The organism is Curtobacterium sp. MCLR17_044 (genome assembly GCF_003234435.1).
In the GTDB taxonomy this organism is placed as follows: Bacteria; Actinomycetota; Actinomycetes; order Actinomycetales; family Microbacteriaceae; genus Curtobacterium; species Curtobacterium flaccumfaciens.
Window position 1 is genome coordinate 14,912 of sequence record NZ_QKTC01000009.1, and the last position, 23,902, is coordinate 38,813.

24 protein-coding genes are annotated in these 23,902 nt (G+C 73.5%); 12 read left to right on the forward strand and 12 right to left on the reverse strand.

From position 1 onward, the window contains the following. Positions 1–22: 22 nt before the first annotated feature. Positions 23–652, reverse strand: coding sequence for an MOSC domain-containing protein (locus DEJ04_RS07725; RefSeq protein WP_111046740.1), 630 nt, complete (start codon positions 650–652; stop codon positions 23–25). A gap of 185 nt (positions 653–837) precedes the next feature. Between DEJ04_RS07725 and DEJ04_RS07730 the strand changes: the two genes are divergently transcribed. The 6 genes from DEJ04_RS07730 to DEJ04_RS07755 all read left to right on the forward strand — a co-directional run bounded on the left by DEJ04_RS07730 (position 838) and on the right by DEJ04_RS07755 (position 5,619). After that, on the forward strand, positions 838–1,674 hold the full coding sequence (locus DEJ04_RS07730) for an alpha/beta fold hydrolase (RefSeq protein WP_111046741.1): 837 nt from the start codon (positions 838–840) through the stop codon (positions 1,672–1,674). Positions 1,675–1,880: 206 nt separating this feature from the next. Next, positions 1,881–2,435, forward strand: coding sequence for an RNA polymerase sigma factor (locus tag DEJ04_RS07735; protein WP_027466268.1), 555 nt, complete (start codon positions 1,881–1,883; stop codon positions 2,433–2,435). Then, positions 2,432–3,112: a hypothetical protein gene (locus DEJ04_RS07740; protein ID WP_128780933.1), complete on the forward strand. Its 681-nt coding sequence runs from the start codon at positions 2,432–2,434 to the stop codon at positions 3,110–3,112. The genes DEJ04_RS07735 and DEJ04_RS07740 overlap by 4 nt, the downstream gene beginning before the upstream one ends. Next, positions 3,109–3,417, forward strand: coding sequence for a hypothetical protein (locus tag DEJ04_RS07745; RefSeq protein WP_110863466.1), 309 nt, complete (start codon positions 3,109–3,111; stop codon positions 3,415–3,417). Before DEJ04_RS07740 ends, DEJ04_RS07745 begins: the two co-directional genes overlap by 4 nt. A gap of 219 nt (positions 3,418–3,636) precedes the next feature. After that, positions 3,637–4,914 carry an NAD(P)/FAD-dependent oxidoreductase gene (locus DEJ04_RS07750; protein WP_111046742.1) on the forward strand — a complete coding sequence of 426 codons (1,278 nt, stop codon included), beginning with the start codon at positions 3,637–3,639 and terminating at the stop codon, positions 4,912–4,914. Positions 4,915–4,929: 15 nt separating this feature from the next. Further along, the gene (locus DEJ04_RS07755; RefSeq protein ID WP_110863464.1) at positions 4,930–5,619 is read left to right on the forward strand and encodes a hypothetical protein; all 690 of its coding nucleotides are present in this window, start codon (positions 4,930–4,932) and stop codon (positions 5,617–5,619) included. Positions 5,620–5,665: 46 nt separating this feature from the next. Here the strand turns inward: DEJ04_RS07755 and DEJ04_RS07760 are convergent, their stop codons facing one another. Further along, the gene (locus DEJ04_RS07760) at positions 5,666–6,025 is read right to left on the reverse strand and encodes a UBP-type zinc finger domain-containing protein (RefSeq protein WP_111022178.1); all 360 of its coding nucleotides are present in this window, start codon (positions 6,023–6,025) and stop codon (positions 5,666–5,668) included. 140 nt (positions 6,026–6,165) lie between these two features. Here DEJ04_RS07760 and DEJ04_RS07765 point away from each other — a divergent pair, with 140 nt between their 5' ends. After that, positions 6,166–6,831 carry an acetolactate decarboxylase gene (locus DEJ04_RS07765; protein WP_181437765.1) on the forward strand — a complete coding sequence of 222 codons (666 nt, stop codon included), beginning with the start codon at positions 6,166–6,168 and terminating at the stop codon, positions 6,829–6,831. Positions 6,832–6,893: 62 nt separating this feature from the next. On the opposite strand, the gene DEJ04_RS07770 is transcribed toward DEJ04_RS07765, so the two are convergent. Further along, a complete protein-coding gene (locus tag DEJ04_RS07770) occupies positions 6,894–9,761 on the reverse strand; it encodes an AAA family ATPase (protein WP_111046744.1) in 2,868 nt (955 codons plus the stop codon). A gap of 179 nt (positions 9,762–9,940) precedes the next feature. Beyond that, complete coding sequence (locus tag DEJ04_RS07775; protein WP_111046745.1) at positions 9,941–11,902, reverse strand: helix-turn-helix transcriptional regulator; 1,962 nt, start codon at positions 11,900–11,902, stop codon at positions 9,941–9,943. Between the two features lie 264 nt (positions 11,903–12,166). Here DEJ04_RS07775 and DEJ04_RS07780 point away from each other — a divergent pair, with 264 nt between their 5' ends. Both DEJ04_RS07780 and DEJ04_RS07785 read left to right on the forward strand, forming a co-directional pair. Beyond that, on the forward strand, positions 12,167–13,222 hold the full coding sequence (locus DEJ04_RS07780; protein WP_111046746.1) for a Dyp-type peroxidase: 1,056 nt from the start codon (positions 12,167–12,169) through the stop codon (positions 13,220–13,222). Beyond that, positions 13,219–14,025: a family 1 encapsulin nanocompartment shell protein gene (locus DEJ04_RS07785; protein WP_111046747.1), complete on the forward strand. Its 807-nt coding sequence runs from the start codon at positions 13,219–13,221 to the stop codon at positions 14,023–14,025. The genes DEJ04_RS07780 and DEJ04_RS07785 overlap by 4 nt, the downstream gene beginning before the upstream one ends. Before the next feature lie 164 nt (positions 14,026–14,189). Here DEJ04_RS07785 and DEJ04_RS07790 read toward each other — a convergent pair whose 3' ends face one another. From DEJ04_RS07790 to DEJ04_RS07820, 7 genes are all read right to left on the reverse strand, one after another. After that, positions 14,190–15,062, reverse strand: a complete 873-nt coding sequence (locus tag DEJ04_RS07790) for a phospholipase (protein WP_111029332.1) — start codon at positions 15,060–15,062, stop codon at positions 14,190–14,192. 298 nt (positions 15,063–15,360) lie between these two features. Beyond that, a complete protein-coding gene (locus DEJ04_RS07795) occupies positions 15,361–15,816 on the reverse strand; it encodes a MarR family winged helix-turn-helix transcriptional regulator (protein WP_027466277.1) in 456 nt (151 codons plus the stop codon). Between the two features lie 176 nt (positions 15,817–15,992). Then, positions 15,993–16,643 (reverse strand): GntR family transcriptional regulator, encoded by a 651-nt coding sequence (locus tag DEJ04_RS07800; protein WP_111038155.1) that lies wholly within the window; start codon positions 16,641–16,643, stop codon positions 15,993–15,995. Between the two features lie 189 nt (positions 16,644–16,832). After that, complete coding sequence (locus DEJ04_RS07805) at positions 16,833–17,288, reverse strand: DUF1810 domain-containing protein (RefSeq protein WP_111046748.1); 456 nt, start codon at positions 17,286–17,288, stop codon at positions 16,833–16,835. Then, positions 17,285–18,076 carry a YqjF family protein gene (locus DEJ04_RS07810; RefSeq protein ID WP_181437766.1) on the reverse strand — a complete coding sequence of 264 codons (792 nt, stop codon included), beginning with the start codon at positions 18,074–18,076 and terminating at the stop codon, positions 17,285–17,287. Before DEJ04_RS07810 ends, DEJ04_RS07805 begins: the two co-directional genes overlap by 4 nt. Continuing rightward, positions 18,073–18,471, reverse strand: a complete 399-nt coding sequence (locus DEJ04_RS07815; RefSeq protein ID WP_181437767.1) for a hypothetical protein — start codon at positions 18,469–18,471, stop codon at positions 18,073–18,075. Before DEJ04_RS07815 ends, DEJ04_RS07810 begins: the two co-directional genes overlap by 4 nt. A 127-nt stretch (positions 18,472–18,598) precedes the next feature. Beyond that, positions 18,599–19,867: a phosphopantothenate--cysteine ligase family flavoprotein gene (locus tag DEJ04_RS07820; RefSeq protein ID WP_111046798.1), complete on the reverse strand. Its 1,269-nt coding sequence runs from the start codon at positions 19,865–19,867 to the stop codon at positions 18,599–18,601. 64 nt (positions 19,868–19,931) lie between these two features. On the opposite strand from DEJ04_RS07820, the gene DEJ04_RS07825 reads away from it, so the two are divergent. Then, positions 19,932–20,723, forward strand: a complete 792-nt coding sequence (locus tag DEJ04_RS07825; RefSeq protein WP_181437768.1) for an NRDE family protein — start codon at positions 19,932–19,934, stop codon at positions 20,721–20,723. Between the two features lie 82 nt (positions 20,724–20,805). Here the strand turns inward: DEJ04_RS07825 and DEJ04_RS07830 are convergent, their stop codons facing one another. Continuing rightward, positions 20,806–21,744, reverse strand: a complete 939-nt coding sequence (locus DEJ04_RS07830) for an SDR family oxidoreductase (RefSeq protein ID WP_027466280.1) — start codon at positions 21,742–21,744, stop codon at positions 20,806–20,808. Positions 21,745–21,856: 112 nt separating this feature from the next. On the opposite strand from DEJ04_RS07830, the gene DEJ04_RS07835 reads away from it, so the two are divergent. Then, the gene (locus DEJ04_RS07835) at positions 21,857–22,966 is read left to right on the forward strand and encodes an LLM class flavin-dependent oxidoreductase (protein WP_258371337.1); all 1,110 of its coding nucleotides are present in this window, start codon (positions 21,857–21,859) and stop codon (positions 22,964–22,966) included. A gap of 204 nt (positions 22,967–23,170) precedes the next feature. Continuing rightward, the gene (locus tag DEJ04_RS07840; protein ID WP_111046751.1) at positions 23,171–23,833 is read left to right on the forward strand and encodes a hypothetical protein; all 663 of its coding nucleotides are present in this window, start codon (positions 23,171–23,173) and stop codon (positions 23,831–23,833) included. Positions 23,834–23,902: the final 69 nt, after the last annotated feature.

A 23,902-nucleotide genomic window follows, 5' to 3' on the forward strand; every position in this document is an offset into this window, starting at 1 on the left:
GGGCCCGACCGGCTCGACCGGCTCAGGCCCGCGCGGCGACCTTCGTCAGGTCGTGGACGACCTTCGGCACCAGCCGTTCTCCCGACTCGAGCACGGCCCGCGCACGATCGGGCGCCAGGTCCCCGAAGATCTCGCCGATGGTCACCCCGTGTTCCGGCCGGTACGTCACCTCGATCGGGTCACCCGCGGCGACCGAACCGGACTTGACGACGCGGAAGTACGCCCCCGGCCGCCCCTCGTCGGCGAACCGCTTCACCCACCCGTCGATCCCCATGCGCCGGGCGAAGGTGCCGCAGGGTGTTCGGGGGACCGTCACCTCGAGCACGAGGGTGTCGCCGATCCGCCAGCGTTCCCCGGTCACGGCCCCGGTGACGTCGATGCCGCTGGTGCGGAGGTTCTCGCCGAACAGGCCGGGCGGGACCTCGCGCTCGAGCAGGTCGGCGAAGTACGCGGCGTCCTCGTCGGCGTAGGCGTACACGGCCTGGTCCACACCGCCGTGGTACTTGCGGTTCGCCTGCACGTCGGCGCGCAGGCCGAGCGGCCGGACCCGGACGCTGCCGGTGACCGGACGCTTGTCGATGGCGGTGACGCCGATGATGCCGGAGTCCGGCAGCAGGCGGTCGACGCGGCAGACGGCGGTGACGAGCGACATGGGATCAACTCTGGTGCACACACGCCCGCGAACCAAGCCGTGCCCGGCCCGGCCGGATCGGGATGAATGACCCAAGCGGTCGACGGAGCGCCGGTCCTACGGTGAAGGGGCTTCGGTCTCCCGCCGAACGGGAGGCAGCGGCCAGTCCGCGTCACATGTGGAGCAGAAACTCACGGAGGTTCACGATGGCGTTCGTCACCACGAGCGATGGTGCAGAGATCTTCTACAAGGACTGGGGGCCGCGCGACGCGCAGCCGATCGTCTTCCACCACGGATGGCCCCTGTCGTCGGACGACTGGGACGCGCAGATGCTGTTCTTCCTGGGCAAGGGGTACCGGGTGATCGCGCACGACCGCCGCGGGCACGGGCGTTCGTCGCAGATCGGCACCGGTCACGACATGGACCACTACGCGAGCGACACGGATGCGGTCGTGCAGCACCTCGACCTGCAGAACGCGGTCCACATCGGGCACTCCACCGGTGGTGGCCAGGTCGCACGGTACGTCGCGCAGTACGGCGAGCCCCAGGGCCGCGTCGCCAAGGCCGTCCTGGTCTCGTCGGTGCCCCCGATCATGCTGCAGAGCGACACCAACCCGGAGGGCACGCCGATCTCGGTGCTCGACGGGTTCCGGAGCGCCCTCGCCGCGAACCGCGCCGAGTTCTTCCAGGCCGTCGCCGAGGGCCCGTTCTACGGGTTCAACCGTCCCGGCGTGGAGGTCTCCGCCCCGGTGGTCGCGAACTGGTGGCGCCAGGGGATGACGGGCAGCGCCCTGGCCCACTACGAGGGCATCAAGGCGTTCTCGGAGACGGACCAGACCGAGGACCTCAAGGCGATCTCCGTCCCGGTCCTCGTCACGCAGGGCGACGACGACCAGGTCGTGCCGTACAAGGCGGCCTCGCTCAAGCAGGCCGAGCTGCTCAGCAACGCCACGCTCAAGATCTACGAGGGCTACCCGCACGGGATGCTGACGACCCACGCGGACGTCATCAACCCCGACCTGCTCGCCTTCATCCAGCAGTAGGACGAGCCGACCGGCAGGAGGACGAGCCGACACGCAGTAGGGCGAGCCGACACGCACGACGTCAGGGGCGCGCACCGGAACCGTCCGGTGTGCGCCCCTTCGGTGTGTGACGAACGCGGTGCGGGATGCGTCCCACCAGTACCCGTCCGACGACGGTGGACGGACGCACCCAGCCGTTCACCATCCACCACCAGTAGAAGGAACGCGTGCACCACCAGTCCCTCGCCGAGCTCGACGACGCGGTCCTCGCCGGCCGGTCGTCCGACGGCGACGTCCGGGCCTTCGAGGTCCTGATCCGTCGCCACACTCCGCTGCTCCGCGCCTACGCCCGTCGGACCCTCGGTTCCACCGACGAACTCGACGACGTCGTGCAGGAGACCTTCATCACCGCGTGGGACCGCCTCGACTCCCTCGAGGACCTCGCGCGCGTGAAGTCGTGGTTGATGCGCATCCTGAGCCGGAAGTGCCTCGACCGGATCCGCGCGCGGCGTGTCCACGACGACGTCACCGAGCTCGAGGTCGCCGCGCCGGCCGACGACGCACCCGACCGGGTCGCCGAGGCGCGCTCGCGCGAGGACGCGGTCGAACGTGCGCTGGCCGAACTGCCCGAAGCCCAACGACGGTGCTGGATCATGAAGGAGGTGCTCGAGTACCGGTACGACGAGATCGCCGCCGAACTCGACCTGCCACCCTCGACGGTCCGGGGACTGCTGTCCCGAGCGAGGAAGAACATGATCCGACTCATGGAGGGATGGCGATGACCGACCACGACGGCATCCGGCCGGACCTGCCCGACAGCCCGGAAGCACTCGACGCCCTCGAACGCGGTGACCTCGACGGCCACTCGATCGACGAACTCGCCGACTACCTCGACGCCGGCATGCAGCCGGCGGACCCGAGCATCGACGACTCGCCCGCCTGCCAGAACGCCCTGGCCGCGATCATCCGCGTCCGCCACGCGTCGCTCCGCTCGCTCGAGGCGGCCGCCCGCGACGAGGCCCCGGCCGACGAGTCCTGGATCAGCGGCGTCCTGGCGAACATCTCGATCGAGTCCCGCTCCGGTCGCGACGTCCCGCTCCGCCCCCTGTCCGAGACCGAGCGCCCGGTGATGACCGAGGGCGCCATCCGGTCCCTCATCCGCCGCACCGGCGACGAGGTCCCCGGCGTGCTCGTGGCCCGCTGCCACCTCGACGGCGACGTCACCGAACTCGCGTCCCCGATCCGGGTGGTCGTCGAGATCGCGATCGCGTCCGGTCCGTCGATCCCGGCGACCGCCGAGCTGGTCCGCGCCGCCGTGGCCGGCGCCCTGGCCGAGCAGACCGACCTGCTCGTCGAGGCGATCGACGTCGTCGTCCGCGACCTGCTGCCGGACCCCGAGCCCGGCACCGACGAAACAGGCACCGACGAGCCCGGCACCGACCCGGAGGAGGCCCGATGAGCACCACCGACGAGACCCTCGCCGCGATCGAGGCCGCCGTCCTCGAGGTCCCCGGCGTCACCGACCTGTACCGCTCCCGCCCGACGGTCGCGAGCGCCGTGCAAGCGGTCCGCAGCATCGCCACGAGCACCGGACCGCTCCGGATCGTCGTCGACGACGACGCCCTGCGCGTGGTCATCGGTACCGACGGCTTCCGCCCGGCCCCCGAGGTCGCCCGCGCCGTCCACGACGTCGCCCTGGCGACCGCGGCAGCGCACGGCCTGGCGCTCAGCCGCGTCGACGTGCGCGTCGCGCGGGTGGGCTGACCGCGACCACAGACCGGACGGGAGGCCCGTGGCGACGCCGCCACGGGCCTCCCGTCCGCCGTGGGCGCAGCTGATCCCGCCCGGCGCGACCCGACGCCGCCTCCGGTGCCGAAGGAGACCCTCGCAGGACCACGTGCAGCGCGCCGGCAGTCCGTAGCGTGCTCGTGAGGGAGCGGCAGCAGTTCCGCACCGATCGTCGTCGCACGGACCGGAGGAACCATGGAGACCGACGCCGCCGTGGTCCCGTCACGTCGCGTCCGTGTGTACGGACGGCCGTTCGACGCGGACTCCTACGCCCTGCGGGACTTTCTGTCGCGCTCCGTGGTGCAGTTCGACTGGTTCCCGGTCGACGTCGGTGGTGCCGGACCCGGCGACCAGGCCGCGGCCGCCGTCCGGGTCGATCCGTCGCGGCTCCCGCTCGTGGTGTTCCCCGACGGCACGGAACTGGTCGCACCGACCCTGCGCGAGGTCGCCGACCGGCTCGGGTGGATCCACGCTCCGCGCCGCCAGGAGTACGACCTGTCGATCTACGGTGCCGGTCCGGCGGGGCTGTCCGCTGCCGTGTACGCCGCGTCCGAAGGGCTCGACGTCGTCCTGCTCGAGCGGGACGCCGTGGGCGGGCAGGCCGGATCGAGCAGCCTCATCGAGAACTACCTGGGGTTCCCCGAGGGCATCGCCGGGGCGGACCTCGCCGAGCGTGCCCGGGAACAGGCGGTCCGGTTCGGCGCCGAACTCCTGGTGATGCGCGAGGGGGTGCGCGGGGTCTTCCACGACGGCCGCATCCACGCCGACCTCGCCGACGGCGGCCACGTCGTCGCCCGTGCGAACATCTGCGCGACCGGTGTCGAGTGGCGTCGGCTCGGGCTGCAGCGCGAGCAGGAGTTGCTCGGCTGCGGTGTCTACTACGGTGCCGGGACGAGCGAGGCGGACGGCTGCGCCGGCGAGCAGGTCTTCGTGGTCGGCGGGGCGAACTCGGCGGGCCAGGCGGCGATGAACCTGTCCCGTTCCGCGGCGCACGTCACGATGCTCGTGCGGGGCGCGTCGCTGTCGGCCACGATGTCGGAGTACCTGAGCGCCAGGATCGCGGCCGCACCGAACGTGACGGTCCGGACGGGCTGCCAGGTCTCGGCGCTCCACGGGGACACCCGACTCGAGTCGATCGAGGTGACCGACGGCGACGGGGCCACGGTGTCGCTGCCGGCCACGCGGTTGTTCATCTGCATCGGCGGACGACCGGACACGAGCTGGGCCGAACAGACGCCCATGGTCCGCGACCGGCTCGGGTACCTGGTCACCGGCCCGGACCTCGACGCCGTCGACGGCTCACTCGACCAGTGGCCGCTCGAGCGGCGTCCGTTCTGGCTCGAGACGAACGTGCCGGGGTCCTTCGCCGCCGGGGACGTCCGCGCCGGGTCCGTCAAGCGCGTCGCCGCAGCGGTCGGCGAGGGCGCCATGGCCGTGACCTTCGTCCACCGCCACCTGGCGACGAGCGACTGACCGAGGAGTCCCGTGATGCCCGACGAACCCGACACGACACTGCCGACCGCCGCGGAGTCGATCACCTCCCTGGACCGGCCCACCGCCTTCTTCAACGCCCTGATGACCGAGCACTTCGTCCTCGAGAGCGCGCGGAGCATCACGGTCAGCGAGTCGAGCAGTCGCTCCTCGCTGTACCTCACCACGCTCTCCAGCTCGCTCGTCGCCTTCGGGTTCCTCGCGCACACGCCCTTCGCGCTCGGGTTCCTCGGCGCGATCATCCCGGTGATCGTCCTGCTCGGCGCGTTCACCTACGAACGCCTCGTCGAGACCTCGCTCGAGGACGTCGCCGCGCTCGCCGCGATGCAACGGATCCGTCGCTACTACGGTCGGCTGCTGCCCGAGGCCGACACGTACTTCCCGATGCCCCGCGGGCGGCACGCGGCGAACGAGCTGCTCGACATCGGCCGGGCCCCGTCGTGGTACCGGCTGCTGTTCACGATGTCGTCCGCGATCGCGGTGGTGAACTCGATCGTCGCCGGCGCCGGGGTCGCCATCCTGGTCGACCAGCTCGGCGTCGACGACCCGGGTTCGATCGCGTGGGGCGTCGGGTCGGCGGTGGTGCTGGCCGTGGCGCACCTGTCGTACCAGGTGCGGTCGCACACCACGATGCACGAGGTGATCGCCCGGTCGGAGGCGCTCGACACCGACCGTCGGCTGCCCTGACCGGTCGCGGGAGGCCGCGACCGGCCGCGACCGGCCGCGACCGGTGTCAGCGTCGCTCGGCCAGCTGCTCCGACCAGTCGCGGGGGAGCCGGTCGGCCGGACCCGGCACCGACTGGGTCGTCGGGTGCGCCTGCGGGTCGGCGAGGCGGGGCCCGTCCACGAAGTCCTGCGCAACGAAGTCCCAGAACCACCCCTCGCCCGGCTCGAACGACTGCATGACCTCGTGCCCGGTGACCGCGAAGTGCGCCGTGGCGTGCCGGTTCAGGGAGTCGTCGCAGCAGCCGACGTGCCCGCAGGCGGCGCACCGACGCAGGTGCACCCACCACGAGCCCGTCGCGTCGCACTCCACGCACCCCGTGCCGGACGGGGGGACGGACGGGGAGACCATGGTCGCGCGTGCACTCATGGTCCAACCGTGCGCCGCGCACCCACCGGAGCGCTTGAGTCAAACGGCGCTGGTACCGCGCGGGCGGACTTCCTACGGTCGAACCGAGGCCGGACGAGGAGTGCGTGGTGCGGGAGACGACGGATGACAGGACCACGTCCTTGACGACCCTCGCCACGTGGGCGCAGCAGGTCCTCGACGATCCTCGGCACCGACGACCGGCCGTCCACGTCCCGGTCGCCGTCGCAGACCTCGGTCGACACGGCACCCTCGGGCTCGGTGCGCTCGCCGGCACCGGCACCGGCACCGGCACCGCCGACGGCCTGGTCGTGTTCGACCGCCGGTGCTTCCGGATGCTGCCGGACGGCGCCGCAGCGGTCGCGGACGCGGCCGACCCGGTCGCGTTCGCGGTCGTCTCGACGTTCTCGCCCGACCTGGTGGTGACGGTCGCGTCGGTCGCCTCCGTTGCCGACCTGGAGGCCCGGATCGCCGCCGTCCTGCCGCCGCGCGACTTCGCGGTGGCGGTCTCGGTCGACGGCGTCTTCGACGAGGTCCGGACCGAGGACAGCACGACCGGGACGACGGTGCACCGCGCGGTGACGGGGCGTCTCGTCGGCTTCCGGACGCCGGGCCCGGGCGGGGTCCGTGCCGACCTGCACCTCGGGTTCCTCGACGCCACCCGCACCCGCGCCGGAGCGCTCGCCGGGTTCGCGGGGTTCTCCGGGCGGATCGAGCTCGGCTTCTCCACCGCGCCGCACCTGGCGGTTCGTGCGCTCGGTGCCGGGTTCGACGACGACCGCGATGTGACCCGATGTGACCCGGAGTGACCCGATGTGACCCGATGTGACCCGGAGTGACCCGGTGCGGCCCGGCGCTGCCCGACCGGAGGTCAGCCGGAGCGGTGCTGCCGGAACCGCGCCGCGAGCTCCCGGCGGGAGGCCACGCCCCACTTCGCGTAGACGTGGCGGACGTGGCTCGTCACCGTGTGGGTCGAGATGAACAGGTCGGACGCGATCTGCTGCGTCGTCAGGCCGGCGGCGACCCGTTCGACGACCTGGGCCTCGCGAGCGGTGAGCCCCGGGAGTCCCGAGGCGCCCGACGCAGCGGGGTCGGCGGTGGCCGCCCGGACGGTCACGCCGACGCCCCGCAGGTGCCGCCGCGCCCGTTCGGCCTCGCGCAGGGCACCGGCGTCGTCGAACATCGTGGTCGCCTCCCGCCACACCTCGACGGCCGCGGGCACGGAGCGCCGCCGCAGGGCGCTCCCGAGGTCCTCGAGCGCCGCGGCGAGCACGAGCCGGCGATCGACCCGGCGCAGCCGCTCCACCGCCGCGCCGAGGTGCTCCACGGAGTCGTGGACGAGTCCGTGCACGTGCAGCCAGGTCCCGTCGCACAGGTCGTTGTCCGGGTTCGCCGCGGCCCGGAGTCGCGCCACCCGTTCGATCCGCTCGAGTCGGTCCCGTCGGCCCCCACGGATCGCGATGCGCGCGAGGTGGACGTCGTCGGCGAAGTCGGCCGGGCTCGACATCGACGCGATCGGCTCCTCCAGGCTCCGCCACGCCACCTCGCTGCGGTCGACGGCGGCCCGGGCATCGCCGTGTGCGTCCGCTTCGAGCGCCAGCAGCCACGAGCCGGAGCGTGCGAAGGCCGGATCGGCGTGCAGGGCCTCGGCGAAGTGCCGCGTCCTGTCGGCCGCTGAGCGGTCGCCCTGCAGCAGCGCCGTGCGGAAGAGGACCGTCCCGGCCGTGAGCGCGGCGAACTGACCGAGCTCCAGGTCCTCGGCCAGGTCGAGGACCGACTCGGCCGACGTCTTGGCGTCCTCCAGACGGCCCTGGTCGAAGAGCACCCGCGTGCGCAGCATCATCCAGGCGGCGGTCGGGCGGGCCAGGTGGTTGCGACGGGTCTCGATGGCGTTCGCCTCGGCGATGCGTCCTGCCCGTTCGGTGTCGCCGAGTGCACCCGCGAGGAACGCCACCCAGAGCCCCTCGGGCAACCAGGTGCTCGACGAGCCCCCGGTGGCAGCGATCCGGCTCATCGCCGACGTGATCGCCTGCGTCGCGTCCGCGAACCGGCCCTCGTTGAAGGCGAGCACGGACGCGCTGGCCTCGAAGGTGGCGACGGCGACCGGGTCCGCGTCACCGTCGCCCGTCGCCCGGGCCTCCCGCAGCGCGGTCGCGAGGTCCGCGTGCCGTCCGGCCTGGGCGAGGTTCAGCGCGCGGACGGCGAGCAGACGGGACCGCACGCCGGCGCTCACGCCGGGCAGGGCCAGCGCGGACTCGACCGTCCGCAGCGCATCCGGCGTCGAGCCCTCGGTCTGCAGCCGCGCCAGGGTGAGGTGCAGGCGTGCGTCGTCCTCCGGGGCGAGGCGCCCCTGCAGGTCGTCGAGCAGCGCACGGGCCTCGGCCGTCCGACCGCTGTGCCAGAGCAGCGGCAGGACGTCGACGACGACGCCGGGCAACGCCGGGGTGCCGTGCGCGAGGTCGGCGGCGCGGAGGGCGAGCGCGCCGGCCTCGGTGGGATCGGTGCTCGCGAGGTCGATCGCCACCGTGCGCAGGACCTCGGCGGCGCGGACGTCCCCGCGCTGCGCCACGGTGGCGATGCGCGCGGCGATCGAGACCGGTGGGACACCCTGCCGCAGGAGTTCGTCCACCGCTTGCCGGAGCAGGTCGTCGCGGACGGCCGCGGGGATCATCGACTCCGCCGCCTCGCGGAGGACGTCGTGGCGGAACGACAGGTCCGTGCCGTCGTCGACGAGCACCCCCGCCTCGATCGCTTCCTGCAGCCCGGGGAGCAGTCGCTGCACCGGCTGGTCGAGCATCGCTGACAACGACCGCACCGAGAACGAGCGTCCCAGGGTCGCTCCGACCTGCACGAGCTGCTGCGTGGGCTTCGACAGGCGTCGGAGGCCCTCGCGGATCGACGCACCGAACCTCGCCGGCAGTGCGGCGCCCGGCATCGTGGCGACGCCGTCCACGATCGTCAGCAGGCCCTCGTCGACGAGCCCGCGGACGAGTTCGGCGACGAGGATCGGGATGTGCTCCGTCCGGCGCGCCGCACGCAGGACCGAGCCGTCCGGCGTCGCGCCGACCAGGTCGGCGATCATCGCGGCCGTGGCCTGTTCGTCCAGCGGGTCGAGGTCGACGAGCCGTCCCGTCGCGGCGAGCTCGTCGACGGTCGCCGTCACCGGCGGGTCCTGGTGCTCGGTCCGGACCGCGACGACCCAGAGCACGGGGACGTCGGCGAGCCGGCGCGACAGCGATCGGAGCACCGCCAGGGTCGTCGTGTCGCACCACTGCAGGTCGTCGACGACGACCACGACGCCGTCCGACGCCGCGGCCCGCTCCAGGTCGTCCTGGAGCTGCTGGAGGAGCCAGTACCGCGCCTCCGGGTCCAGCGTCACCGCGCTGAGCCGGACGCGGTCGGAGATCGGCCGGGGCCCGGCGCCGAGCGCGTCCATGATCGGTGCGAGCGGGATCAGGCGTGCGTCGCGGTCCGTGCGACCGACGGCCACGCGGAGGCCGGCCGCGGTCGCCTGGTCGACGACGTCCTCGAGGAGACGCGACTTGCCGACCCCCGCTGCTCCGCGGACGACGAGCACGTCACCAGCACCCCGTGCCAGACCGGCCACGGCATCGGCGACGAGGGCTTGCTCGATGCTCCGGCCGCGGATCGGCAGCCGGTTGCTGGGCACGGCGAACACCGGCACGGAGACCTCGTCTCCGCGGGGGAGCAACTCCTCGTCCGTCAACACGGCGGCCACCAGTCCTCGTCGGTGGCTGGAGTCTACGAACGGACCGCGGGCTCGCGACGGGCCCTGCCGTTACCCCGGCGACGGGTTCCGGTGACGCTCCCGGGTCGTCCGCCCGGGGTGTCGCGGGTGGTGGCCGGGGCATCCGGGGCCCGCGGGGCGAGCGGCCGGCGAGGGTGTCCCTGACAGGGTCACGTCCGGACGTCGCCCGTCGCATCGCCTCCCAGTCGCAGGAGTGCATCCCGGAGTCCGGCCCGTGTCGTCACGCCGAGCTTCGGGAACAGCCGGTACAGGTGCCCGCTCACGGTGCGCGGCGAGAGGTACAGCTGCCCGGCGATCTGCTTGTTGGTCAGCCCGGCCGCGGCGAGGGACGCCACACGGCGCTCCTGTTCGCTCAGGTCGACCGCCTCCAGCGCCGTCGGCAGCGGACGGGCAGCACCGGCTGCGCGCAGCTCGCGTTCCGCGCGGGCCTGCCAGTCACCGGCACCGAGCACCTCGAAGGCGCGCGCCGCCATCCGGAACTGGCCCCGGGCCTCCAGGGCGTGCATCCCACGACGCAACCACTCGCCGTAGGCCAGGCGGACGCGGGCCACCTCGAACGGCGAGACGTCGCCGTCGACGCTGGCCAGCGCGTCCTCGAAGAGGGCGCGGGCACCGTGCGTCTCGTCGACGACCGCTCGGCAGGCGAGCAGCACCAGGGAGCGGCGCGGGGTCGGCTGGTCGGTGAACGCCCGTTCCGCCCGGGCCACCAGTGCGGCACCGTGGTCGGCCAGGCGGAGCCGCGCAGCCGACTCCACCGCGTCGAGCAGCTCGATCGGTCCGTAGCTGCTCTCGAGCCACCGCCCCGCCCTGCCCGATCGCGTCGCCGAGCGGCTGTAGGCCTCCTCGAACCGTCCCGTCGCGACGTCGAGCGCGGCGCGGGCGTGCTCCGCAGCCCGGGCGACCAGCGGCGTGCCGTGCTGCGCCGCCCACCGTGCTGCGCGGTCGGCCTTCCGTGCCGCCTGCTCCGGCTCGCCCTGCACGGAGAGCACCAGTGCCTGCAGCGCCTCGGTCAGCGCGACGAGCGTCCCGGCCTGCCAGCGCTCGGCCGCTCGGTGCACGTGGTCGAACGCCGCCCGCGCCGCGTCGAGCCGCCCCGCCTGGTAGTGCGTCACGGCGGCACGGCACGAGCTGAAGTAGCCGAGGAGCCCGGCGTCGCCCGCTCGTCGGAGCGCGGCCTCCACGTGGTCCCGGCGCGGATCCGTCGAGTCGAGCAGCGTCCACGCGATGTGCAGTGCCACGGCCTTCCAGGGCTCCGTGTCGGCAGCGGATGCCTGCACCTCGCGGTACAGCGCGGCACGTTCGTGCTCGGTCCGGCCGGAGCCGTCCACGCAGTCCTCGACGAGCCGCAGCACCGGGTCGAGGTCGCGGTCCGCGGTCAGCGCCAGCGCCTCGTCCCACCAGGAGTTGTGCCCGCCGAGGTAGCAGAGCACGTGCAGCGTCGCGACCAGGACGTCGTCGGCGCCCGCCCGGTCGGACTCCCCGAGCGCGGCCAGGACGCTCCGCCTGCCGGCGTGCACGTCACCGGACCGGACCGCCCGGACGAACTCGACCGCCGCCACCAGCGACGGATCGGGTCGGGTGCCCCGGCGGACGGCCCGTTCGGCCTCGGTGTCGACGAGACCGAAGTCCCCGGTGAAGGCGGCCGTGACCGTGACGGAGACGTCGGCCGACGGCAGCCGGCTGCCCGATCCGGCCAGGGCCCGGCCCTCGCGCACCGCGACCACCACGATCGTCCCGAGGTCCCGCGCCAGTGCGGCGAGCAGGTCGTGCAGCACGGTCCTGGCGTCCTCGTCGAGCGCGTCGAAGTCCTCGACGAGCACGACGCTGTGGGTGGGCCCCGGTGCCCCGGCGTCGTGCGCCCGGACGAGGGCGAGCCACGGGGCCAGCGACGCTGCCTCGATGACGGGGTCACCGCCCACCGCACGCCACCGGACGACCGTGTGGCCGTCCGCCCGGGCGGCGTCCGTGATGTCCGCGAGCGCCCGTGCCCGGGCGGACGCGTCCGGTCCGGTGACGACCACGAAGGGATCGGTGCCGCCGGACCGCGAGTGCAGCGCTCGCCCGATGCCGTCGTCGTGTGCCGGTCGTGCGTCCGAGATGCTGATCGTCATCGTCGCTCCTGGATCGTCGGTCGACTGCGCCGCCCGGGAGGCCCGTGGCGGCTGCTCCGGACGCTAGCGACGACGACGCGGTCACCACATCACCCCGTGGTCGCGCGGGCATCCCCCCCTTGCGGAGCGGGTCATCCGACTCAGGCGTGACGGGGCACCGGGTGGCGATGCTCGACGGGAGACACCCCACGGCACCGAACCGCACCGTCAGGACGGCTGCGGAGGAAAGGCGGACACCATGGCCTCCGTCCACGGCGCACCCTGATGCCCGGCGCACCGGGCAGCCGCGTCCCCATCGACGCGCAGAGCGTCGACGCACCGCTGTCCCGTTCGGCGGTGTTCCTGACCCTCGACGTCGGGCCGGACGACGACGACCTCGATGCCGTCCGCGACGTGCTCAGCGACCTCGACGGCCTGCTGAAGACGGTCGGGTTCCGCGACCTCGACGCACACCTGTCCTGCGTCGTCGGGATCGGGGCGGTGGCGTGGGACCGGTTCTCGCCGCATGCCCGCCCGGACGCGCTGCACCCGTTCCCCGCCCTGACCGGGCCGGTCCACGCGGCGCCGTCCACCGGGGGAGACCTGCTCTTCCACATCCGGGGTGAACGCACCGACGTCTGCTTCGAGTTCGAGCGCCTGCTGCTCGCCGCGCTCGGGGACCACGTCACCGTGGTCGACGAGGTCTGCGGCTTCCGGTACTTCGACACCCGCGACCTGCTCGGCTTCGTGGACGGCACGGCGAACCCGGTCGCGCAGGACCTGGCAGCCTCCGCACTCATCGGTGCGGACGACCCGGACTGGGCCGGTGGCAGCTACGTCGTCGTCCAGAAGTACCTGCACGACCTGGCGGCGTGGAACGCCCTCGGCACGGACGCGCAGGAACGCATCATCGGCCGGTCGAAGTCGGACAACGTGGAGCATGACAGCGCCACCGAGGTCCGGCCGTCGCACAAGTCGCTCGCGACCATCGTCGACGACGACGGGGTCGAGCACGACGTCCTCCGCGACAACATGCCCTTCGGTCGACCCGGCAGCGGGGAGTACGGCACCTACTTCATCGGCTACAGCGGTGAGCTCTGGGTGCTCGAACGGATGCTGGAACGGATGTTCGTCGGCGATCCTCCCGGGACGTACGACCGGCTGCTCGACTTCTCGCGCGCGGTCACCGGAGCGACGTTCTTCGCCCCCGCACGCGATCGTCTGGTGGACCTCGCCGCGCTCGCGGCACCGCCGTCGCCGTCCGTGGTGACGGCTCCCGACGCCACCGGTCCCGGTCTCGGCATCGGTTCACTCCGCAGCACGGAAGGGCACACGCCATGAACCACCTCCTCCGCGAACTCGCGCCGTTCGGCGACGACACCTGGGCGGTGCTCGACGCCGAGGCCCGTGACCGGCTGGTCCCGGCGCTCGCCGCACGGCGCATCGTCGACTTCGACGGACCGCGCGGCTGGCAGTGGTCCTCGGTCGACCTCGGCCGCACCGACGCGGTGACCGGCGGAGTCGCCGACGGCATCACCGCACGGCGACGCCGGGTCCTGCCGCTCTGCGAGGTCCGTGCGACCTTCACCGTCGCGCTCGAAGAGCTCGTGGACTCCTCCCGCGGCGCCACCGACGTCGACCTGGGCGACCTCGACGCGGCCGTGCTGCGGCTCGCGGCCCACGAGAACCGGGCGACGCTGCGCGGGTGGCCGGAGGGCGGCATCACCGGGGCCGGCCACGCGTCGACCCAGCCCGCACAGTCGCACGACGGCTCGCCGGCGTCGTTCCGGGCCGCGGTCACCGCTGCGGTCGCCGCACTCCGCGACGTCGGGGTCGCCGGGCCGTACGCCCTGGCGTGCAGCCCCCGTGACTGGGCGGACATCGTCGAGACCGACGATGCCGGCACGCCCCTGCGTGAGCAGCTCGAGGGCATCACCGGCGGTCAGGTCGAGCGAGCGCCCGGCATCGACGAGTCGCTGCTGATCAGTCAGCGCGGCGGGGACTTCGTGTTCACCGTCGGCGAGGACCTGGCCCTCGGCTACCTGGGCCACGACGCCGTCGACGTCACGATGTACGTCGAGGAGACCTTCGCGTTCCAGGTGAACACCCCCGAGGCGTCCGTCGTCCTCCGCCGGTCACTCTGAGGAGCAGGCGCGAGGAGCGGCCCGACGTGGTCCGATGCCCGCCCGCACCGACGTACGCGTCGCGCGGGTGGGCTGACCGCGACCACGCAACGGACGGGAGGCCCGTGGCGGATCCGCCACGGGCCTCCCGTCCGTCTGCCGGTCGCCGTCGCGACCCGCGCCGATCAGTAGAAGTTGTTCGCCTGCGAGTGCCCCCACGCCGCGCACGGGGTGCCGTACGCCGAGCTGATGTACTGCAGGCCCCAGGTGATCTGGGTGGTGGCGTTGGTGCGCCAGTCCGCGGCGATCGTGGCCATCTTCGAGCCGGGGAGCGCCTGCGGGATGCCGGTCGCGCCGCCGTTCGCGTTGACGGCCTGGTAGTTCCAGCCGGACTCCTTGGTCCACAGGTTGTCCAGGCACTGGAACTGGTCGGCACCCCAGCCGTACTCCGACGACGCGAGCGAGCTCGCCGTGGCCTTGGCGCCGGCGACGGTGTTGCCGGCGGCGAGCTTCCGGGCGGCCTCCGCTGCCTCGGCGGCAGCCTTCCGCTCGGCTGCGGCCTTCGCTGCGGCCGCGGCCTTCGCGTCGACGTCCCGCTTGTCCTGCGTGGCGCTGGCCTGCGCGACGTGCGTGGTCGACGCGACCGTCGTCGAGATGCGGTTCGTCAGCGCAGCGCCGGACAGGTCCGGGTAGTCGCTCAGCGCGTCGACGCGCTGTTCGAGCGCCGAGGTGTCGACCTTGTGGTTCGCGGTCTGCATGACGGTCTTCGCCGTGGTGATCGTGGCGGCGGCCTGGGCACGGTCGAGCGCGGTGCCGCGCAGGGCGGGCTCCGCGGTCGCCGAGGCGCTCGGGGTGCCGGTCGGCATGCCGAGGGCCTCGCCGATGGCGGGCTGCGTGCCGACGGTCAGGGCGCCACCGGCGACGGCCAGGACCGCTGCGCCGCCGGCGATCAACGTCGCGCGGTGCCGCAGGGCCCGACGCATCCGGCGGGTGGGGGTGTTCAGGGCTTCACGTCGGGTCGAGGCCGTCGTGGTGGGGAGCTCAGGGGTGTGTCGCATCGGTTCCGCAGGTCGGCGGCTCGGTGGGGGAGGGACTCCCGCCCGCGCGACCGAGGTCGTGCGGGCACGCCGGAGGCTGGCGGTGTCGGTGACACCGTCGGCGACGACGAGGAGTCCTCGAGCCGGTGAGGACCGGACGGTGGTGTGGGGCCCGTCCGTCCGCCGGGAGCAGCCGTGGGGTGGCCGCGGTCAGGCGGAGCCGACACCATGACCGGTCAGACTGGGCAGCGCGTCCAGGAACGCTGGCAGAACGGTCCGTCCACCGCTTGGTAACGGTTCGGTAACGGCCGTGCGGGGCCTAGAAGGTGTGAGGTTCCTGGGCGTGCTCGCCCTGGGCGACACGCTCGAGCGCGGCCAGGGCGCCGGCGATCGCCTGGACGTCCGACTCGTCGAGCTCGGCGATGAGCTCGGCGACGATCCCGGTGCGGTTCGCACGGGCCTGCTCGACCGCCTCGATGCCCTCCGGCGTGGCCGTCACCATGAACGCCCGGCCGTCGCGTGGGTCGGCCTCGCGCTGGATGAAGCCGCGCTGCTCGAGCTCGGTCAGGATGCGGGTCATCGTGGGCTTCGTGACCACCTCGATCCGCGACAGGTCGCCGGGGCGCAGGGGTCCGTGCCGCTGGATCGACGCGAGTGCCGACACGATGCCGTACCCGAGCGAGGCCGAGTCGGTGCGGGCCCGTCGGTTGATCCGACCGACCGCGGCGGCCAGGCGTGCGGCGACCTCGGTACGGTCCGTCGGGCGGGGGTTCATGTGCTGCTCCGGGTGCCTGGTTCAGGTGGTCGCCAGCGATGCTATCGGTCCGCGCGGCCCCGGGACTGGGAGCGTCACGCGCGTGGCCGGGCCGCCGACCGGGAGGCCCGTGGAACGTCGGCCGCCCGCCTCGCGTGGGCGAGACGGGCGGTTCCTGTACGCGGGTACAGGTGGACTCAGTGCTTCTCGCCCGGCAGCTGGTGGATCGCCTCGGTCGCGAGCTCGGCCGTGACGTTGTCGCCGGATTCGGTCGCCGCCCGGAGTCGCCGGAAGTCCTCGGTCATCCGGTCCCAGTCGACCAGTTCGTCGAGGTTCGGCAGTCGCAGCCGGAACGCCAGGCCGTCCATCGTGTCGCGGCAGACGCGCTGCAGGTTCTCGTTGCCGCACTCGGCGACGTACAGGGCGAAGACGTCGAGGGCGTCGTGGTTGACGGCGGCGACCTCGTGGGCCTCGAGCTCGGTGATCGTCTTGTCGAGCTGGGCCAGGATCTTCTTCCGGCTCGCCGAACCGAGGCGCGGGACCGCGAGCCGGACCACGCCACCGAACAGGACGCCGAGGGTCTGCATCGCTTCGATGACCTCGGCGGGGTCCGGCGTGGTGACGCGGGTGTACCGGTTCGGGGCCATCTCGATCAGGCCGGCGCGGGACAGCTGGCTCAGGGCCTCGCGGATGGGTGTCCGGGAGACGCCGAGCCACGAGATGAGCTCGTCGTCGTTCAGCCGTTCCCCGGGCAGGAGCGTGCCGTCCATGATCGCGTCGTGGATCTTGTGGCGGACGGTGTCACGGAGCAGCTGGTGCTCGGTCGGGGCGCTGCGGGGGACCGGCATGCGTTCTCCTTCGGGGGCGGCGGCGTCGGGGCGCCGGGCGAACGGGCACGGTCGACATCGCACGTGCTCGCATCACCGTACCTGATATGACAACGGCGTTGCGGTCGGCTCACTGTGTGCAGGTGCAGGTGCAGGTGCCGCTGGTGCCCGTTTCGGTGCCGGCCTGACCGGTGGCGCTCCGGTGCGTCCTCAGCGTTCCCCGAGCAGGCGGACCGTCGCCGGGTCCTCGTCGCCGTCGTACCAGCGGTCCAGCACGGCGACGAACGGCTGTGGGTCAGTCGCGACCCGGGCGAACAGCGTCATCGACGACCGGAGCTTCACCGAATCGATGCCCCCGAGCAGGGCGTCGGCGGAGCGGGCGGGGGCGTCGTGTGCGACGTCGGTCGCCGTGCGCAGACGGGGCCCGAGCACCGGGTGCGTCAGGTAGGCGCGGGCTTCGTCCACGCCGGTGATCGCGAAGCGCACGGCCGTGGCGCTCCGCCCCAGACCGGCCAGCTGCGGGAACACGAACCACATCCAGTGCGACGACTTCCGGCCCCGACGGAGTTCGTCGAGCGCGACGTCGTGGACACCCTGCTGGGCACGGACGAAGCGGTCGAGGTCGAACGGGTCGTCGGCCTGTGCGTGCGGCTGTGCGTCCGTCACCGGACGACCCCGCCCCAGCCGTACCGGACGGTCGTGCCGTCGACCACGAGCAGGGAGTCCGGCGCCCGGTCGAACAGTCCGGGCATGCCGACGGCGTCGGGCAGGTCGCCCTCGAGCCGGTCGAGCGTGGCCGAACGGGTGGTGAGCACCGGGTGCTGTCGCTGCCAGAACAGGGTCTGCGCCAGGTACCGCGCGTGGATGCCGGCGCGGGTGGTGAGCTCGGCGGCCAGCGGGGTGTCGACGACCTCGCCGGCGGTCACCCGCACCGAGGCCGCGTGCTTCGGCCGCACCGCACCGGTCGGGCGTTCCTGCCGGAGCGACCGCGCCCACCGCACGGGGTGCAGCGCGCGGGTCGGGTGCCGGACGGACCGGTGCGCCACCGCGTCACCGCGGCGACGGGAACGTGCGTGCGCGAACGTGTACGGCACGCCGAGCAGTGCGTGCGCGGCCACGATGGCAGGCACGTTGGCGGTGTCGACCGTGCGGTAGGTCACCCCGCGCCGCCCCTGGTCGTCCACCGTGAGGACCTCGATCGTGACCTCGGTCATGGTGCCGAGTCGCCCGGCAGAGGGGAACGGCGGCACCCGGGTCTCCCGGAACACGTACGCCGACAGCCCCACCCAGGCGCTGCCGTCGACCACGTCCGGACGGGTCCCGCGGGGGACGAGCCGCTGCAGCGACGCCGGGTCGTGCCGCCAGTGCGCGAACACGATGTCCTCCCAGGCATGCTGGGTGACCGGGCGGTGCAGCAAGGGCACCGCCGCGCGGGTCCGCGACGGCTGGGTCACGGCTTCGGTGCGTGCCGACCGACGCGCATGCTCCAGAGGACCAGCGGCAGCTGCAGGGGGAGCCGCAGGACCCCGATCAGCCGCATCACCCGGCTCGAGCGGGGGTGGTCGAGCAGGTCGTTCGCCATCTTGACGTTGGCCGGGAACACCGCCGCGAACAGCGCCGCGGCGGCCCACCCCGAGGCACGGCGGGTGGCGGGGAACGCGAGCCCGGCGGCGATGCCCAGCTCGGCCACCCCGGAGGCCAGCGTGGTCAGCCGCGGGGGCAGGGCCTCCGGCACGATCCGGTCGAAGTGGGTCGGGCGCAGGAAGTGCATGGTGCCCGCCACGCCGAGGGCCACCGCCAGGATGGGGGCCGTGCGGTTGGCACGTCGGATCCGCTCACGTCGTCGCATGTGCCCCATCGTGCCCGCTCGTCCTCGGAAGCAGCCGGAGACGCTGCTCACGTCAGTGTGCATTCACGTCAGTGTGCATTCACGTCAGTGTGCATTCACGTCAGTGCGCATCCACTGCAGTGCGCATTCACGTCAGGGCTGTCGCGACGAGGTCGAGGACCGCCGTCGCCACCTCGGCCTTCGTGCCGGAGGTCTCGCGGACCACCTCGCCACCGGGCACCAGGACCTCGATCGCGTTCTCCTCGCGCTCGAAGCCGGCCGACCAGCCGACGTGGTTCACGACGAGCAGGTCCGCCGGCTTCCGGCTGATCTTGGCGCGTCCGAGCTCGATCCGTGCATCGCGGTCGGGCTCGGTCTCGGCGGCGAACCCGACGATGATCTGCCCGGTCCGCCGCGCCGCCACGAGGTCGGCGAGCACGTCCGGGTTCCGCACCAGCTCGAGCGTCATGCGCTCGCCCTGCGCGTCCTTCTTGAGCTTCTCGGTGAGCACCTCGGCCGGACGGTAGTCGGCGACGGCGGCGGTCATCACGACGACATCCGCTTCGGCGGCGGCGGTGTGCACGGCCTCGGCGAGTTCGAGCGCGGACCCGACGGGCACCACGGTCGCGTCCAGTCCGGCGGTCAGCGAGCCCTCGACGTTCGCGGCGACGAGGGTCACGGACGCGCCACGACGGACGGCGTCGGCGGCGATCGCGATGCCCTGGCGGCCGCTCGAACGGTTGCCGACGAACCGCACCGGGTCGAAGGGTTCGCGGGTGCCGCCCGCGCTGACGACGACACGGACGCCGGCCAGGTCGCCCTGCTCACCGCGGGCCCCGGTGCTGGCCGCGGTGCCGGTGTCCGCACTGCGGCGGCCGGCCGGTGCGGGGTGCTGGTCGAGCACGGCGAGCGCTGCGGCGACGATGTCCGCGGGCTCCGCCATCCGACCGATGCCCGCATCGTCGCCGGTGAGCGCGCCGACGACCGGGCCGACCAGGTGGACGCCGCGGTCACGCAGCGTGGCGACGTTCGCACGGGTCGCGGGGTGCTCCCACATCTGCGGGTGCATCGCCGGAGCGACGACGACGGGCGCCTCGGTCGCGAGCAGCGTCGTGCCGAGCAGGTCGCTCGCCAGGCCGTGCGCCATCCGGGCGAGCGAGTCGGCGGTGGCCGGGGCGATGACGACCAGGTCGGCCCGGCGACCGAGCGCGACGTGGCGCACCTCGGCGACGTCGTCCCACACGCTCGTGGTGACGGGGTTGCGGCTGAGGGCCTCGAGCGTCGGCAGTCCGACGAAGCGCAGGGCGCCCTCGGTCGGGACGACGTGCACGTCGTGGCCGCGCTTGACCAGGTCGCGGACGACCCCGACGGCCTTGTAGGCGGCGATGCCCCCGGTGATCCCCACGATGACGGTCAGGGTGCGCTCTGCTGCTGCGTTCACCTGGCTCACGCTACCGGGGCCACGTGCGAGGATCGACGGCATGTGCACCGTCGTCGTCCGCGTCGACCCCGGGGCTGCATGGCCCGTCACCGTGCTCGCCCTGCGGGACGAGTCGCCCGAGCGCCCGTGGGACCCGCCCGCTGCCTGGTGGCCGGACCGGGACCCGGACCTCCGTGGTGTCCGTGACCGCTCCGCCGGTGGTGCGTGGCTCGCCGCGTCCGACCGTGCCGGCCTGGCCGTGGTGCTCAACCGCGCCGAACCAGTGACCAGCGTCGACGGCACGTGGACGACCCGCGGCGTGGTGCCGGTGGACGCCGTCGCCGACGACCTGCTGCCCGGACACGACGGCACGCTGCCGACCACCCGGGCCTTCAACCTGGTGCGCGCCACGGCCGAGGGTGCCTCGGTGCTGACCTGGGACGGCGAACAGGTCCGCACCACCGACCTCGGCCCCGGCGTCCACATGGTCACGCACGGTGCGGCCGACGACCCTGCGGCGCCGCGCATCGGTCGGTGGCTCGAGGCCTTCCGCGCCGTCGACGCCCCGGCCGGCCCACCGGTGCTCGGCCCGTTCGACGAACTCCGCACCGTGGACGCCGGTGGCGACGCCGGGGACGGCTGGGGCGACTGGTTCGGCGTGCTGGCGGAGTCCGCGGCGCTGCCGAGCGACCACCCCGACGCGATCCTCCGCGACGTGCACGAGGCCGAGGGACACATGACGACCCTGTCGATCGTCGCCGCGGCGATCGCGCCGGGCCGCACTGTCCTGCAGCACGCCCGCCTGACCGAACCCGGTCGGCTGGACGGGTCGGTGGAGCTGCACCGCGCCTGACGCCGGCGGCGTGCCGGACCCGCCCCGGGCCTCCCGGCCGTGCCCCGTGCCCCGCGCCCGGCGCGAGACGCCGGTGTCTCGGCTAGAGCGGCGGGCGCGTCCCGGTGAGGTCCTCGGCGACGGCCCAGAGCGAGCGGGCGAGGTCGGCACTCCGCGCGGACCCGGGGATCGACACGGTGGTGGTCGGACCGGTCATGCCGAACGGACCCGAGGGACCGTAGTACGCGCCGCCCACGGCGTTCGGCCCGACCGCCGCGTACAGCAGCGGCTCGGTGCCCTGCTCGACGGCCTGGGTGAACGGCAGGGCCCGGTTGCTCGACCGCACCGGCTTCGACCGACCGAGCGAGCGTCCCGCGGCCTGCAGGTTCGTCCGGGTGTAGCCGGGGTGGGCGGCGGTGCTGACCAGTGGCACGTCGGCCTCGACGGTCAGGCGGTGCAGGTGCAGCGCGAGCAGCAGGTCGGCGAGCTTCGACTGCGCGTAGGCGCGCCAGCCGTTGTAGCCGCGCTCCCACTGCAGGTCGGCGAAGCGGATCCGACCGGGGATCGCGGCGAGGCTCGACATCGTGACGACCCGGGGTGCCTCGGCCAGGGGGCCGTCGGCGAGGGGCGTGCGCGCGCGCAGCAGCGACGGCAGCAGCAGGTTCGTCAGGGCGAACGGGCCGAGGAAGTTCGTGCCGAACTGCAGCTCGAAGCCGTCGACGGTCTCGAAGCGCTCCGGCGGGGCCATCACACCGGCGTTGTTGACCAGGACGTCGATCGGACGTTCCTCGTCGACGATGCCGCTGGCGAAGCGGCGGACGCTCGCCAGGTCGGCGAGGTCGAGTTCGCGGACCTCCACGTCGGCTGCGGGGTGGGCGGCGCGGATGCCGGCGGCGGCGGTCTCGCCCTTCTCGGTGCTGCGGACGGCGAGCACGACACTGGCGCCGGCTCCGGCGAGGCGCAGGGCGGCCTCCTGTCCGGTGCCGCTGTTGGACCCGGTGACGACGATGCGGCGTCCGGTCTGGTCGGGGAGGTTCGGCATGCGGGTGACCGTACTCGTGCGGGCTGGTCGACCCCGGTCCGGGCCCGGTGCGCGCGCGCCGCCGCCGTGCTATGTTTATGCAAACGCATGAAAGTGCGACCAGGAGGACACCATGAGCAACGCATTCGGCACCGACCGTCCCTCGGACGTCCCGCCGCCCGCACCCGACCGGATCGGACCGCTGCAGCTCGGCCTCGACACCTTCGGTGACGTCACCGAGCGCGCCGACGGCAGCCTGCAGTCCGACGCGCAGAGCATCCGCGACGTGGTCGACCAGGCCGTCCTCGCCGACCAGGTCGGCGTCGACTTCATCGGCGTCGGGGAGCACCACCGGGCCGACTTCGTCGTGAGCGCCCCCGAGGTCGTCCTCGCCGCGATCGCCGCCAGCACCGAGCGCATCCGGATGGGCTCCGCGGTCACGGTGTTGTCCTCCGACGACCCCGTTCGCGTGTACGAGCGCTTCGCCACCGTCGACGCCCTGTCGAGCGGCCGCGCCGAGGTCATCCTGGGGCGTGGCTCCTTCACCGAGTCGTTCCCCCTGTTCGGCTACGAGCTGAGCGACTACGAGGTCCTGTTCGAGGAGAAGCTCCAGCTCTGGTCGGCCCTGCGCGGCGGCGACGCCGTCACCTGGTCCGGCACGAAGCGTGCGGGCCTGGTCGACCAGGACGTCTTCCCCAAGCTCGAGCACGGCGCCATCCCGACGTGGATCGGCGTCGGCGGCTCCCCGCAGTCGGTCATCCGTGCCGCGTCGTACGGCCTGCCGCTGTTCCTCGCCATCATCGGCGGGCAGCCGGCCCAGTTCGCCCCGTTCTCGCGCCTGTACCGCCAGGCCCTCGCGCAGCTCGACCTGCCGCAGCAGCCCATCGCGATGCACTCGCCGGGCTTCGTGGCCGCCACCGACGAAGAGGCCGCCGAGCGCTACTGGCCGTACCACAAGGCCGTCACCGACCAGCTCGGCCGGGAGCGCGGCTGGCCGCCCCTCGACGTCGCCGGGTACCGCGCGAGCCTGTCGGCCGGCGGTTCGCTCTACGTCGGCTCCCCGGAGACCGTCGCCCGGAAGGTCGCGCGCAACATGCGGATCCTCGGCGCCTCGCGCTTCGACATGCGGTACGCCACGGGTCGCCTGCCGCACGCCGACATGATGCGCTCGATCGAGCTCTACGGCACCGAGGTCGCGCCCCGCGTGCGCGAGCTGCTGGCGCAGCCCGTCCCCGTCGCCTGACGGTCGCGGGCCCGTCCGGGTCCGGTCCGGTTCGGCCCGCAAAACACCGGTGTTCGCGCTCCGCACCCCCCTTCGCGGGTGTTCGGAGCGTGGACACCGGTGTTTGCGTTCAGGTTCCGGTCCGTGCGGCGCGCGGTTGACGGCCGGGAGGCCCGGGGCGGCCGCCGAGATCGGCTCACGGGGGCCGCGGGTACGGTCCAGGGCATGTCGTCACGCCCCGACCACGCCTCCGGTCCCGCTGCTGGTCACGCCGCAGGCTCCGCCGTCGAACGCCGGTTCCGCGGCCGGATCATGGGCGTCGGCACCACCTCGGGCGTCCGGATCGTCGTCGGGATGTGGGACCGGTCGCCGTTCGGGCCGTTCACGGACGTGTTCCTCGAGCTCCCCGACGGCACCAGCGTGCTGCTCGCACCCGACGAGATCGTCGCCGCGTACGTCTCCGGCACCTACCGCTTCGACACGGTCTCGGTCGTCGACGTCCGCGCCCGCCGCACCGCGCGCGGGCTCGAACTGTCCGCCGGGGCGCTGCAGGCCTCGATCGACGTCGGCGGGATCTCGCCGCTCGGCCGGATCCTGCGCATCGTCCCGAAGCCGATCGCCCGCGACCCGCGCTGGCTCGCCGCGATCGACCCCGTGGCACGGCTGCTCGCGCCCGGGTCCGGTACCGCGGGCTCGGCGGGCAACGGCCGGCGCGAGTACTACGGCGTGACCGGGGCACACGACGTCACCGGCGTGCGGGGGACCTGGGCGGGGGAGCCCCTCGGGGACCTGGCGCCGCTCGACCCGCCCGTGGCGTTCGGCTTCGCCTCGATGCCGAAGATCCCGCAGGTCGTCGACGTCGAGACCACGATCCGCGAACCCGCCTGACGCCGGCTGGCCCGCCCACGGTGCCGCCCGCCGGTTCCGTTCGTGCGCATGTTCCGACGATCCGCGCGT

What these genes read in the sequence shown, in the direction of transcription:
- DEJ04_RS07725 (WP_111046740.1), bottom strand. Translation starts at nt 652, where the DNA reads ATGTCGCTCGTCACCGCCGTCTGCCGCGTCGACCGCCTGCTGCCGGAC.
- DEJ04_RS07730 (WP_111046741.1), top strand. Translation starts at nt 838, where the DNA reads ATGGCGTTCGTCACCACGAGCGATGGTGCAGAGATCTTCTACAAGGAC.
- DEJ04_RS07740 (WP_128780933.1), top strand. Translation starts at nt 2,432, where the DNA reads ATGACCGACCACGACGGCATCCGGCCGGACCTGCCCGACAGCCCGGAA.
- DEJ04_RS07745 (WP_110863466.1), top strand. Translation starts at nt 3,109, where the DNA reads ATGAGCACCACCGACGAGACCCTCGCCGCGATCGAGGCCGCCGTCCTC.
- DEJ04_RS07750 (WP_111046742.1), top strand. Translation starts at nt 3,637, where the DNA reads ATGGAGACCGACGCCGCCGTGGTCCCGTCACGTCGCGTCCGTGTGTAC.
- DEJ04_RS07755 (WP_110863464.1), top strand. Translation starts at nt 4,930, where the DNA reads ATGCCCGACGAACCCGACACGACACTGCCGACCGCCGCGGAGTCGATC.
- DEJ04_RS07760 (WP_111022178.1), bottom strand. Translation starts at nt 6,025, where the DNA reads ATGAGTGCACGCGCGACCATGGTCTCCCCGTCCGTCCCCCCGTCCGGC.
- DEJ04_RS07775 (WP_111046745.1), bottom strand. Translation starts at nt 11,902, where the DNA reads ATGACGATCAGCATCTCGGACGCACGACCGGCACACGACGACGGCATC.
- DEJ04_RS07780 (WP_111046746.1), top strand. Translation starts at nt 12,167, where the DNA reads ATGCCCGGCGCACCGGGCAGCCGCGTCCCCATCGACGCGCAGAGCGTC.
- DEJ04_RS07785 (WP_111046747.1), top strand. Translation starts at nt 13,219, where the DNA reads ATGAACCACCTCCTCCGCGAACTCGCGCCGTTCGGCGACGACACCTGG.
- DEJ04_RS07790 (WP_111029332.1), bottom strand. Translation starts at nt 15,062, where the DNA reads ATGCGACACACCCCTGAGCTCCCCACCACGACGGCCTCGACCCGACGT.
- DEJ04_RS07795 (WP_027466277.1), bottom strand. Translation starts at nt 15,816, where the DNA reads ATGAACCCCCGCCCGACGGACCGTACCGAGGTCGCCGCACGCCTGGCC.
- DEJ04_RS07800 (WP_111038155.1), bottom strand. Translation starts at nt 16,643, where the DNA reads ATGCCGGTCCCCCGCAGCGCCCCGACCGAGCACCAGCTGCTCCGTGAC.
- DEJ04_RS07815 (WP_181437767.1), bottom strand. Translation starts at nt 18,471, where the DNA reads ATGCGACGACGTGAGCGGATCCGACGTGCCAACCGCACGGCCCCCATC.
- DEJ04_RS07825 (WP_181437768.1), top strand. Translation starts at nt 19,932, where the DNA reads ATGTGCACCGTCGTCGTCCGCGTCGACCCCGGGGCTGCATGGCCCGTC.
- DEJ04_RS07830 (WP_027466280.1), bottom strand. Translation starts at nt 21,744, where the DNA reads ATGCCGAACCTCCCCGACCAGACCGGACGCCGCATCGTCGTCACCGGG.
- DEJ04_RS07835 (WP_258371337.1), top strand. Translation starts at nt 21,857, where the DNA reads ATGAGCAACGCATTCGGCACCGACCGTCCCTCGGACGTCCCGCCGCCC.
- DEJ04_RS07840 (WP_111046751.1), top strand. Translation starts at nt 23,171, where the DNA reads ATGTCGTCACGCCCCGACCACGCCTCCGGTCCCGCTGCTGGTCACGCC.